The 12,044-nt window shown below is 48.4% G+C and carries 15 protein-coding genes; all 15 read right to left on the minus strand.

Annotated elements, in window-relative coordinates:
• The coding region (locus B5D20_RS12740) for a transposase zinc-binding domain-containing protein (RefSeq protein WP_200803514.1) at window positions 1-288 on the minus strand (288 nt) is incomplete at its 3' end.
• Window positions 289-379: 91 nt separating this feature from the next.
• Window positions 380-760 (minus strand): S1 RNA-binding domain-containing protein, encoded by a 381-nt coding sequence (locus tag B5D20_RS12745; RefSeq protein ID WP_078666595.1) that lies wholly within the window; start codon window positions 758-760, stop codon window positions 380-382.
• 81 nt (window positions 761-841) lie between these two features.
• The gene (locus B5D20_RS12750; RefSeq protein WP_078666596.1) at window positions 842-1,219 is read right to left on the minus strand and encodes an FtsB family cell division protein; all 378 of its coding nucleotides are present in this window, start codon (window positions 1,217-1,219) and stop codon (window positions 842-844) included.
• The gene (locus tag B5D20_RS12755) at window positions 1,216-1,443 is read right to left on the minus strand and encodes a sigma factor-like helix-turn-helix DNA-binding protein (protein WP_078666597.1); all 228 of its coding nucleotides are present in this window, start codon (window positions 1,441-1,443) and stop codon (window positions 1,216-1,218) included. Before B5D20_RS12755 ends, B5D20_RS12750 begins: the two co-directional genes overlap by 4 nt.
• A gap of 157 nt (window positions 1,444-1,600) precedes the next feature.
• On the minus strand, window positions 1,601-2,101 hold the full coding sequence (gene yabQ, locus B5D20_RS12760) for a spore cortex biosynthesis protein YabQ (protein WP_078666598.1): 501 nt from the start codon (window positions 2,099-2,101) through the stop codon (window positions 1,601-1,603).
• A 15-nt stretch (window positions 2,102-2,116) separates the two neighbouring features.
• Window positions 2,117-2,395, minus strand: coding sequence for a sporulation protein YabP (yabP, locus tag B5D20_RS12765; protein WP_078666599.1), 279 nt, complete (start codon window positions 2,393-2,395; stop codon window positions 2,117-2,119).
• Between the two features lie 102 nt (window positions 2,396-2,497).
• Complete coding sequence (locus B5D20_RS12770) at window positions 2,498-3,460, minus strand: SpoIID/LytB domain-containing protein (protein WP_078666600.1); 963 nt, start codon at window positions 3,458-3,460, stop codon at window positions 2,498-2,500.
• 64 nt (window positions 3,461-3,524) lie between these two features.
• Window positions 3,525-3,794 carry an RNA-binding S4 domain-containing protein gene (locus B5D20_RS12775; protein WP_078666601.1) on the minus strand — a complete coding sequence of 90 codons (270 nt, stop codon included), beginning with the start codon at window positions 3,792-3,794 and terminating at the stop codon, window positions 3,525-3,527.
• A 70-nt stretch (window positions 3,795-3,864) separates the two neighbouring features.
• Window positions 3,865-4,137 carry an HU family DNA-binding protein gene (locus B5D20_RS12780; RefSeq protein WP_078666602.1) on the minus strand — a complete coding sequence of 91 codons (273 nt, stop codon included), beginning with the start codon at window positions 4,135-4,137 and terminating at the stop codon, window positions 3,865-3,867.
• An 82-nt stretch (window positions 4,138-4,219) separates the two neighbouring features.
• Window positions 4,220-5,713, minus strand: a complete 1,494-nt coding sequence (gene yabN / locus B5D20_RS12785; RefSeq protein WP_078666603.1) for a bifunctional methyltransferase/pyrophosphohydrolase YabN — start codon at window positions 5,711-5,713, stop codon at window positions 4,220-4,222.
• A 65-nt stretch (window positions 5,714-5,778) separates the two neighbouring features.
• The gene (gene spoVT / locus B5D20_RS12790; RefSeq protein WP_078666604.1) at window positions 5,779-6,342 is read right to left on the minus strand and encodes a stage V sporulation protein T; all 564 of its coding nucleotides are present in this window, start codon (window positions 6,340-6,342) and stop codon (window positions 5,779-5,781) included.
• A 270-nt stretch (window positions 6,343-6,612) separates the two neighbouring features.
• Window positions 6,613-7,704 carry a peptidylprolyl isomerase gene (locus B5D20_RS12795; protein ID WP_078666605.1) on the minus strand — a complete coding sequence of 364 codons (1,092 nt, stop codon included), beginning with the start codon at window positions 7,702-7,704 and terminating at the stop codon, window positions 6,613-6,615.
• A gap of 33 nt (window positions 7,705-7,737) precedes the next feature.
• Entirely contained in the window at window positions 7,738-11,274 is a 3,537-nt protein-coding gene (gene mfd, locus B5D20_RS12800; protein WP_078666606.1) for a transcription-repair coupling factor, read from the minus strand.
• Between the two features lie 45 nt (window positions 11,275-11,319).
• Window positions 11,320-11,508, minus strand: a complete 189-nt coding sequence (locus B5D20_RS12805; RefSeq protein WP_078666607.1) for a hypothetical protein — start codon at window positions 11,506-11,508, stop codon at window positions 11,320-11,322.
• Window positions 11,486-11,869 (minus strand): hypothetical protein, encoded by a 384-nt coding sequence (locus tag B5D20_RS12810; RefSeq protein WP_078666608.1) that lies wholly within the window; start codon window positions 11,867-11,869, stop codon window positions 11,486-11,488. The genes B5D20_RS12805 and B5D20_RS12810 overlap by 23 nt, the downstream gene beginning before the upstream one ends.
• Window positions 11,870-12,044: the final 175 nt, after the last annotated feature.

Below are 12,044 nucleotides of genomic sequence, written 5' to 3' on the forward strand. Positions count from 1 at the left end.
TTCTACCCACTTTTCTATATAAACTTTTCCACATCGATTACAAAATCTACTCTTACATGTAAATGCTACTTTCTTTTTCTCGCTCCCGGTACAATTAGTACATATGTATTCTGCATAACCGTACTTTGGGTCCCCGCATTTTATTGCCTTTTCTACCGCTTCAATTACACTCTCCCTCATGTCTTCCGGTATTTTTTCTCCGTATATTTGGAGAAACCGTTCCCAATGTTCTTTAAGTATATCGACTATTTTTATTGATTGTTTATTTTCTTTCTCATGCGCTCTCATATTTCTACCTTAACACCCTAAGTTATCCACATCAAGCCTTAAAGCATAATTTCCTAAACATAAATAAAGCCAGGCTGTGCCTGGCTCTGATTTACCCTCTTCTGCTGCCGCGGCCACCCCGCTTGGCTTCGGTAGCTCGCCGCAAATCAGCCTGCCGTTCATCACTGTCCTTCAGAAAACGGGCCAGCCTCTCCTCAAAACTGATTTGAGAGCGCTTGCGGTCTGCCCGTTCCGGAGCTTCCTGAGTCTGTTTAATGGACAGGCCGATTTTACCCCGGTCATCCACATTCAGGACTTTAACCCGTACAGTGTCCCCCTCCTTGAGAAAATCCCGCACATCCTTCACATAAGTATGGGCAACCTCGGAAATGTGAACCAGTCCCGTTTGCCCGTCCGGCAATTGCACAAAAGCACCAAAATTGGTAATGCCGGTAACTACTCCCTCAACGATGCTCCCTACTGCGATGGCCATAAACAGAGAATTCCTCCTTAATGTCATATATCAAAATTATATAGGTTACAAGAAAAAACTGTCAAGCAAAACCTTTTTCCCTTATTGTTTTTTCTTACCGACAGCGGGAATTACCACCTTTTCCCCTGGTTTTACCAGATTCAGCTCTTCCCGGGCCCGGCGCTCTATGTACTCATCAGTTTGTAACAACTTGATTTCTTCTTTTAACTTAGTATTGCTCATTTCCACTGCTTTTATTTTGTTTTGCACAGAACTGATTTCCTTTTCCAGCTGATTCATTTTTACAGTCTGGTGTACAAAGGAGCCCACTACGATTACACTATATGCCAGAAAAATCCCCACCACTACCCGGCGCCAGAAGAATCTGGATTTGGAACTTCCGGTCTTAACCTTTTTCGGCGTTTCCTTCTCCAGCCGCTGATTTAGATCCACTATTTTTCTTTCAGCCCGTTTACTCATGCCTCATCCTCCTCCGGCTGTCCCAAACCCAGGACATCCCCGCTCATCACAATCACAACCTGATAGCCCTTGTTTCGGGCGCGGTTATATAAGGTAGCCACTGTAGCCGGGCTTAAGCCCAGCTGCTTGGCCACAGCATCTGTCGACCAGCCCATTTCTTTTAAAGCCACCACCTGGCGTTCCCGGATGCTCAGTTTTTCCACACCCCGAATTTCAATCTGCACCTGTCATTCCTCCGGACTTATACCCAGCTTGTCCACAAAAAATATGGATAATAAACAAGTTATCCACACAGTTATCCACAGCAGTGGATAACTGTAGTGCATTTATTACAAATTCATTACAATACTTCTACATGTTATCGTTAATTCCTGCTGCTAATTATTTCCGGCGCTCCTTTTTTTCTGTCCACCATTTCTCCAGGCGCTGGTAAAGGTTGCGTTTAGGTTTTATCCACAATCTTATCCACAAATTTTTCCACAATATCAACAACCAGCGCCACGGCCAGGCCAGAACAATCCCCAGCCAGACCAGAGGCCGGGTCACCAGCCAGATTATTTTCTTGATCAGATTTACCAGCCGGCGCCAGATCTGCGAAATAATCCGATAAACATGAGGGCTAAACCAAAACCAGTAACTGGCCAAACCCAGAGTTACAGCCAGCAAAATATAAAAACGCATCTGCCCGCCATTAACCCCCAGTAAGCTAAAAAAAACCAGGATAGTTGCTATAATCCAGTAGATCAGATCTCCCAGGGCCTTAATCCATTTCGGCCAGTGGTAAAATTCCGACCAGAGACGATAAAAATCAAAAATAATGCCCAGCAAGGCTCCCAATCCCCAGCTAAAAAGAAAAGAAAGGAGTTGAAGCCTGAGTTCCACTCAACGCCCTCCTTTCTATTTGAGCAGCTTGTCAAAAATTCCCTTGCTCTTGCCCCCTTTGGTTTCCGCATAAGTCAGGGAATAAAGGTAGCCCTGTACTACCAGTTTGCCTTCCTCCATATTCAACTGGGTGATATTCAACCCCTCACCCTTCAGGATGAGGTTGCCCAGATTGGTTTTCAGGCTTATCACCTGTTCATCAAAGGAATCCACGTGCTCCACCCCGGTTATGATTACTTCTTCCCGGTTGAGCACTTCCAACCGCTGACCAGTTACTGTTTTCTTGCTCTCCATCCCACTATCCCTCCTTTTCCCTTGTTCATTTTTAATTTATGCCCCTTGTCCCTTGAATATGTCAAAAATGCCCCCATTCCTTTATGGAACAGGGGCCTTTTGCTACCATAACTTTTCTATTTTAACACCTTTATAATAGAACTTAACTATACTCCAGGGCTGTTTCCCTTCTGCAGCCATTTTTTTTGCTCCCCACTGGCAGAGGCCAACTCCATGCCCAAAACCCCTGCCCTTAAAGATGAAGGTTCCGCCGGCATTCTGGATGTCTTCCAGCATCATGGAGCGCATTTTTTCACTGCCCACTGCCAGCCGTAATGCCGGACCGCTAATGGCAACATTCCCGACCTTGAGAGATTCTACTCTCCCTGAAGGTCCGCGTTTAATAATCTGCACTGAAGTTACCTGACCGGGGTCCTGACCGGTTGCCTGTTTTACTGCCCGGGCCAGTTCCTCCCCGCTCAGTTTTACTTCCCAGTGCTTATTTTCCGGGGTAGTGATGGCCATGCAGCCATCGGCTACCGTTGATAAATAAGGGGTAGGCTCTTTTTCATAAGCCAGGCCTTCCTTAGCCGAAGCGGTTTTGCCGCCACAGCAGGCATGAAACCAGGCTTTAACATACTTACCCTGCCAGCGAATGACCTGGCCCCGGGTAAGCTGTACCGCTTTGCGCACATTATCATTGATTTTTTCCGGAGCATAGGCCTGGGATTCCTCAATATCAGTAGAAATATCCGCCCCATACAATTTTTTCACCCGACCAGCCTTGATATTTTCCAGGGTAAAAGTACGGGCCAAAATAGCCTGAGCTCCCAGGGCATTTACCGGCCAGCTGGTATCCATTTCGGCTGCAACCACTCCGGCTACATATTCTTCCAGTTTGATTTTTTTTGTTTGTTTGGTCTTGTTGTCATAGAGTGATATAGTTGGCTCTTCAGTAAACTCTCTCCCGGCCGGCCCTGGCGGTTGCCCGGGTGGTAAGGGTTTACGTAAGGCACAACCTCCACCTATCAGGGTCATCACCACCAGTAATGACAGCAAGATTTTTTGCCATCCCCACCTGAACATATTTTGCCCTCCTTGTCACCTTTTTTCAAGGCTTAGTTTTACCTGGGAGGGCAAAAATATTACATCAGAAAGTGGTTTCCCTGACTTTTATCTCTTCCAGAATTTCATAAAGCTGGCCAGCCAGGGCGGCCGGAACGTTTTCCTTTATCTCCACTACCCGTACCCGCAAACGTCGCTGGCCAAAATCCAGTTCCAGTATATCTCCTGCTTTAACTTCACTGCTGGCTTTGGCCGGCCGACCATTGATCTGAATGCGTCCACCGTCACATACTTCTTTGGCCAGAGTACGGCGTTTAATAATTCGACTTACTTTAAGAAATTTGTCTAAACGCAAACCGATTCCCCCTTAATATGACAAAATCAGGTTCCATGTGGAACCTGATTTTATTCGCTCTTGCTGATAATTACATTACAGCTTCTTTCAGAGCTTTACCGGCTTTGAAAGCAGGTACTTTGGCAGCAGCGATGGTAATTTCTTCACCAGTTTGCGGGTTACGGCCTTTGCGCTCGCCACGGGAGCGAACTTCAAAAGTACCAAAACCAACCAGTTGTACCTTTTCCCCTTTTTTCAGTGCTTCTTCAATTGAAGCAAAGACAGCATTTACGGCTTTTTCAGCATCTTTCTTGGTCAGCTCAGCTTTCTCGGCTACGCTGTTTACCAGATCGGTTTTGTTCACACAAATCCCTCCTGTTTATGTTTTACAGCTGTTTAATTTACCAAATATGGATATTCGCTATAACCCTTGATTTTCCTGCTTTTTACCCATTTTTTTTAGAAATATTTTCATGGTTTTTAGCCAGTTCCCATATTTTGTCTAATTCCGCCAGAGCCAGCTCCTCCAGCTTCTGGCCCCGCTCCCTTACCGTTTGCTCGATAAAGGCAAAGCGACGGCGAAATTTACTACAAGTTCCTTTTAGTGCCTCCTCGGGATCAATGTCGAAAAAGCGCGCCAGATTGACCAGAGCGAAGAGCAGGTCACCCAGCTCCTCCTGTCGTTTTTGCCGGTCATCTAAAACCTGTCCCAGTTCCCGCAATTCCTCCTGAACCTTGTCCCAGGCTCCTCGCCAGTTATCCCAGTCAAAGCCCACCTTGGCTGCTTTAGCCTGCAGTTTATATGCCTGCAGCAAGGCCGGCAGGGATCTGGGAACACCCGCTAGTAGCGATTTCTCCTCTTTGCCCTGTTCCTTCTTTTCCTGGGCCTTGATCTGTTCCCAGTTACGTATCACCTCTCTGCTATCAGCCACCTGTGTATCGGCAAAGACATGGGGATGGCGGCGGATCATTTTCTCAGTTATTACCATTATGACATCATTTAAATCAAAATATTCATGTTCACGGGCAATTTGTGTATGAAAAACCACCTGTAACAGCACATCCCCCAGTTCTTCACAAAGCGCCTCCATATCCTGGTTGTCGATGGCCTCTAAAACTTCATAGGCTTCTTCAATTAAAAAAGGTTTCAAGCTTTGATGGGTTTGCTCCCGGTCCCAGGGACATCCCTGCTCTGAACGCAATTTTTCCATAACCGTCGCCAGGGGTTCCAGGGCATAATGGCCGAATTCAGGTTTCCCCTCCGGATTGGGGGCTAAATAGATACTGGTGAGATGATCTATCCAGGGCAAACGATCCAGTTCATACAGGGGTATGACTACCTTTTTTTCGTCAGCCAATCCTGCCCCCCGGATAACTGTAACTGGATATTCATCCGGGTAAAATTCCATCAAAGTTAGTTTAGTCTCAGAAGCAACCAGCTGGTTATATACCTGCAGCAGAAGCAGGCCATTTCTGGGATTGATCCGGGTTTGGGCCAGCGCTAAAGCGTCAATTATTTGTAGCCCCCCTTGCGCCGGGTCTATTTTCAGGGCTGCATAAATAGCATCCAGAAAACTCATGGCCGGCAATATCCTGACTGTTATCCCCTCTGACTCACAGCGCTTCAGCAACCATTGCACACTGGTCTCTGCCACCAGTGGATGCCCGGGTACACAATAAGCCAGCTGCCCCTTTTGTGTTGCTTGTCCAACCAGCTCCTGTACGATTTTTTCATATACGGCAGCAAAATCCTCAGCTTCTTCATAAAAATGGTCACAGCTAGCGCCTGTAATACCCTGTTGTTTTAACCAGTCAACAATAGGATGTCTATATGTACGGAAAATTATCGGCCCGGTAAAGCCCTTGAGCAACTGCCAGTTGCCCAGAGGGAAAGTTTGCTCATCACCGGGACCAAGGCCGACAATATATATTTCTGCCATCCTCCGTCCTCCTCCAGTCGGTCAAAATAAAGGGTAGTATACCTCAGGCATACTACCCGCCAGCTTCACTGTTCCATTTGTTTGGCCAAAAAGCCCGCTGCAGTCTCAGCCAGCTTTAGTTCCAGTTCTCCCATCCTGACATTGGGGTCTTTAGAGAGAATCAACACTGCGCCGATCTGGTCCCCTTCAGCTATAATGGGTGCTATTACTTCCGCTGTAAACTTGCAGGTGTCATCTTCATCATCCACAGGACAACCCAGGCAATGGGGATGTTCACCCGGGTTATTGATAATAACCGCTTTCCTTTCTTCCATCGCCTTTTCCACTGCGGGACCGATGGGTTTATTCATAAACTCTTTCTTAGAGCCTCCAGCTACGGCAATGACATTGTCCCGGTCAGTAATGCAACAGATATGGCCGACTGCTTCATGCAGAGATTCGGCATACTCCCGGGCGAAATCACCCAGTTCCCCAATGGGGGAATATTTTTTCAGGATCACTTCTCCATCCCGATCGACAAAAATCTCCAGCGGATCGCCTTCCCTGATCCTTAAAGTGCGGCGGATTTCCTTCGGTATTACCACCCGTCCCAGGTCATCAATCCGACGAACTATTCCTGTTGCTTTCATGACAATTCCCTTCCCTCCTTTATACCAACTGACAATTTTTTTGTCACTGTTAGTATTTATCGGCGGGAAGGGAATTATGCTACCAAAATTGTCAGACTTCTTATGCTCGCCCGATTATAGGCTTCGTATTACTGCGTCAGCTGTCGCTGCGGCATCCTCGACGTACTTCCAGTACGCCTCCGGCGCCTTGTTATACTCGCTTCTAAACTGCCTACCCTAGCATTCCAATTCTTTGCATCTCGAAGCTCGTACCTCGAACTTCGAACTTCGTTATTGCGCCGGTTTAGCAGGCTGGGGTGCGCTGCTGCTACCACCGGAAGTACTGGGATGGCCCGGAGGTAACTGGCTACCGTTGCTGGGAGCAGGGGCCGGGGATGCGGCCAGCTCCTTGTCCTTAATCTCGATTTTGGCCTTGCTCTTCAACTCAGCAGTATATTTGGCGAAAGCTTCCTGTTTCTTTTGCATGGGCAATTGCAGGGCCAGTTCCCCTTTAACTTCTTCAAAAGTCCGTTCTTTAGCAGGGATGCGTTCTTCTACCTTAATAATATGATAACCATACTGGGTCTTTACCGGTTCCTTGGTAAAGCTGCCCGGTTTCAGAGAGAAAGCCGCATCTTCAAATTCCTGAACCATCTGACCACGGCTAAAGGTGTATTCGCCACCATTGTCTTTAGAGCCTGGGTCTTCAGACTTTTCTTTAGCCAGTTTGGCAAAGTCAGCACCTTTCTCCAGTTCCTTGATCAGGTCCTGGGCCATTTTCTTGGCCTGTTCCTCAGTCCGGCCTACTTTTTCCTGCTGGGTATCAAATTTGATCAGGATATGACGGGCTCGTACCTGTTCCGGTTGCTTGAACTGTTCCTTGTTTTCTTCATAATATTTCTTGATTTCCTCATCAGTTACCTTGATGTTAGCAGTTACCTTGTTATACAGAGCATCCAGAGCCAGGTTTTGTTTAGTCCACTCCGCAAATTCCTTTTCATCCATGTTATAATTCTTCAGGGCTTCCAGGAATTTTTCTTTGGATTCAAATTTCTTGATGGTCTCTTCTACCCGTTTCTGCACATCGGCATCAGAAGGCAGTACCCCTTGTTTTTTGGCTTCCTGCAACAGGATAGTTTCTTCGATCATGCCATCTAATACCTGCTTCTGGATCGCCTTTAACATAGCTTTACCCTGTTCGGTGTCAAAATTAGCTCCATTTTGCTTGTATACCGCTTTCATTTTTTCCAGGCGGCGTTCAAACTGTTCCTTGGTGATATCCTCCCCATTAACCGTAGCTACCGCATTGCTACCGCAACCGGCTACCAGGGCCAGCATGGCAGCGGTCAGTACGGACGCAACCAGTTTTTTCAGTTTGTACATTCCATCACATCCCCTTTCTGAAAACTGTTTTTATTATACCAAATTCTCGGAACCAATTCCACAGTATTTTATTTCCCTGATAATTTTTTCCACCCAGTTCAGCCCCGGGTCCCGTTTGGACCAGGGCACTCTTATAACCGGCTCCGCACCCCCGACAATATTCAGCCCCCGAATCTTTCCCGGTAACCTCAGGATCTTGACCGGCTCCAGAGGAGCATCAGGTGCCAGCTTGATAATTAAATGTTCCTGTTGTTTGCCGATATAGGTAATGCCTGCTTCCTGGCCTAGAATTTTTATTCTGGCAATAGTCAACAGGTTGACCACCGGTAAAGGCGGATCACCGAAACGGTCTACCAGCTCATCCGACAAATCCAGTAATTGTTCTTCCGTGCGGCAGAGCATGATTTTGCGGTAAATCTCCATTTTTACCGCACCATCTTCGATGTAGTCTGCAGGCAGATAGGCATCTATTGCAATTTCCACGGTAGTTTCCAGCGGTTCTTCCTTGATTTCTCCTTTTAACTCACGTATCGCTTCCTCCAGCATCTGAGTGTAAAGGTCAAAGCCTATGGCCATAATATGACCATGTTGCTCCGGCCCTAGTAAATTGCCGGCCCCCCTGATTTCCAGATCCCGCATGGCTATCTTGAACCCGGAACCCAGCTCGGTAAACTCCCGTAATGTCTGCAACCTTTTTTCCGCAATTTCCGTCAATACCTTATCCTTGCGATAGGTTAAATAGGCATAGGCCATACGATTACTGCGTCCCACCCGGCCCCGCAGCTGATAGAGCTGGGCCAGACCCATGGTATCAGCATTATCGATAATGATGGTATTAACATTGGGAATATCCAGACCGGTTTCAATAATGGTAGTACAGAGCAGAACATCATATTCCTGGTTGAAAAAATCCAGCATGACCTTTTCCAGCTCATCTTCCCTCATCTGTCCATGTCCAATTGCTATGCGGGCCTCGGGTACCAGCTGGGTCAGGAAGGCAAAGATGCGATCCATATCTTCAATGCGGTTGTGAACAAAATAGACCTGTCCCCCGCGGGCCAGTTCCCGCAGGATAGCATCCCGGATCATCAGAGGATTGAATTCCACCACAAAGGTCTGTACTGGATATCTTTCTTCCGGCGGGGTTTCCAGCAAGCTCATATCCCTAACCCCCGCCAGAGCCATGTGTAATGTCCGGGGAATGGGGGTTGCGCTTAAGGTCAAGACATCCACCGTCTGTTTTAATTGTTTCAGTTTTTCCTTATGGGCAACACCAAAGCGCTGTTCCTCATCGACTATCAACAGCCCCAGGTCTCTGAACTTGACATCATCCTGTAACAGCCGATGAGTACCTATTATAATATCCACCTGGCCACTGGCCAGTTTCTTTAAGGTAGCTTTTTGTTCCCGGGCACTGCGAAAACGGCTGAGCAGGTCAATGGAAACCGGAAAGCCCTGAAACCTCTCCAGACAGGTATTGTAATGCTGCTGGGCCAGGATGGTGGTCGGCACCAGGATGGCTACCTGTTTGTTGTCCATTACGGCTTTAAAGGCTGCCCGCAAAGCTACTTCGGTTTTGCCATAGCCCACATCCCCGCACAGGAGACGATCCATGGGCCGGGGCCGTTCCATATCGGCCTTGATTTCGGCAATAGCCTGCAACTGGTCCGGAGTCTCCTCATAAGGAAAGGCCTGTTCAAATTCCTGCTGCCAGACGGTATCCGGCGAAAAGGCAAAACCCTTTAGGGCTTCGCGGGCAGCGTAGAGCTTGATCAGCTCCTCGGCCATCTCTTTGACCGCACTTCTGGCTTTGGCCTTGGCTTTTTGCCATTCCTGCCCGCCCAGTTTACTGATCCTGGGTTTTTGCCCATCAGTACCGATGTACTTTTGCAACAGGCTAATCTGTTCCGTAGGGATATAGAGGCGATCGGCCCCGGCATAGCTTACCACCAGGTAGTCCCGGGTAATACCGCCAACGCTCAGCTGTTCAACCCCTTCATACACCCCGATCCCGTGATTGACATGAACTACATAATCCCCGATCTTGAGGTCGGTAAAAGCGCTGATTTTCTGACCGCCAGCAGGCTTAATTTCCCGGGCTTTTCTGCCCTTTTTGCTCTGGCCAAAAAGCTCTCTCTCCGTTAAAATCAGGATTTTGCTCTGGGGAAACTCAAAACCGGCTGAAAGTTCCCCCCGGGTGATAACGATATTTCCAGTCCGAAATTCCTGCTGCAATCGGCCTAAATATACAGCTTCAATCTCCGCCTCTTTCAATAAATCCAGCAACTGCTGGCTGCGCTGGGTATGGGTTGTAAGCAGGGCGACGGCATAGCCCTGACGTTTGTAGTTTTTTAAGTCGCGGGTCAATTCTTCCAGATTTCCCTGATACAGGGGCGCCGTCCGGCTGTTCAGGTTTAACAGAAGTTCGGGCCGCCAGCCTGTTTGCTCCCTGGGCAAAAGGGCCAGGCCCAGCAAGGGCCTTCCTGTCAGCTGCCGCCATATATCTTCCCAGCTGAAATATAAAGCTTCCTGCCCGGGCAAAGCCATACCCCGTTCCAGCCAGCTGGCAAAGGTTTCTCCACGCTCATCATCCCAGGCCAGCGCCTTTTCCCTGACCCGGTTGGGATCTTCGACGGCTATCAGCGCCCCGGTCGGCAAGTAGTCCAGCAGGGTAGCTTTTTCTGGCATTACATAGGCGGCGAAGGCATCCAGACCAGCAGGAATCAGGCCCTCCTTGAGCCGGCTCAGCAAATCCTTCAGCTTCTGATCCAAACGCCCCACTGCTTCCCTCTGTTGAAGCCCGATCAGTTTTTTGCGCAAATTCTGGTACTCTTTTTCCAGCACCCTGGCTGCCTGTTGCCAGTCAGCAGCAGTGGCAAAATAATCCCGGGCCGGCAGAATCTCCGCCTGCTCTATTTCCCGCAAAGAGCGCTGGCTCACCGGGTCAAAAAGGCGCAAGGAATCAATTTCTACATCAAAAAATTCCAGGCGCACCGGTTCACTGGCCGAGGCCGGAAAAATATCGACAATTCCTCCGCGCCAGCTGAATTGCCCTGCTACTTCCACCTGGGATACCCGTTCATAACCCATCTGGAGAAGTTGAGCCGCCAGGGCGGTCGGCTCTATTTCCTGGCCTTTGTTCAGGGTAACCAGATAATTTTTGAATTGCTCCGGTGGTGTGACCGCCCGGCTTAAAGCAGCAACGGGAGCCACTATCAGTGAGGTGCGCCCTCTGGCCAGCGCGCCCAGCACTTTTAGCCGGGCAGTTAATAACTCCCGGCTACTGGCTTCAATGTCCCATGGTAATAGTTCCTGGGCCGGATAGAGTAAAATCTCCTCTTCCGGCAAAAATGTGCTCAAGTCATCACATAGACGTTTTGCATCAGCCAGATCCCTTACTATGGCTAGCAGAGGTTGCTGCCGCAAACGGTACCAGGCCGCCAGTAATGAAGCAGACACCGCTCCGCTTACTCCATAGACCAGGGCGGTTTTTTTCTTTACTCCTAAATCCCGCCACAAATCCTGGAGTTCTTTCGCCTGAAGCAAGGGCCCGACCAGCCCTCTGGTCATTTGCTCTTCTCCTTCCCCCACTATGAAAGTGCAATTTGGCACAAATCAGTGTAGGTAATTGTACTTGATTTGGCCTAACCAGCCTTCGTCCTTACCCATTGCTGTCATGCAATCAGGACAAAGGGTTGGTTCCATATGCATTTCCATTATAGATGGGTTGTCAGGCTCAGTCAAGGCTATTTCCCATTCATCCACGATTTCCTGACACAATTCACAATAATATATTACCCGCATTTTGCCTCCTCCTCTGCATGTACCAGATCAGACCGTTCCAGGAGAAATGGGCGAACAGGGCAGCAAGGATGCCGCTTTTGACAGTGAGATAGCCGAAAAAGCCGTGGCTGAGCAGGCTGAGCAGGGCCGGCAGAAGATGGCGCTCAGGTTTGGCCCAGGCATCGTAGATTGCTTCAATGAGGCCGAAGTAGAGGTGCACGGGTAATACCTGGGCTGATAGGATTTTAGCGAAACCGGTTTTGGCTAATTCTTCGATTAGTGGGGCTAATAAGATGGCTGTTCGCCAGCCCGATTCAGTTTGAGTCCTGCGATTGACCGACCAAGCAATCACTGCGGCAAGTGCTGCCGCCATCATTTCCATGTCCTATCCTCCCATTTTGTTTATGGGTACAGTATATCCAGAAAGCAAGGAAGATAAACAATTTTGAGGATAATCCAATAAAGATCCATTTACACCAGAAATGTAGTTTTTTACATTTTTTAATTAACCTGCCCAGACTTTCAATCCACGCACCCCTGCGGGGTGCGACTCATCC

Origin of the sequence: Carboxydocella sporoproducens DSM 16521 (genome assembly GCF_900167165.1) — a bacterium.
In the GTDB taxonomy this organism is placed as follows: Bacteria; Bacillota.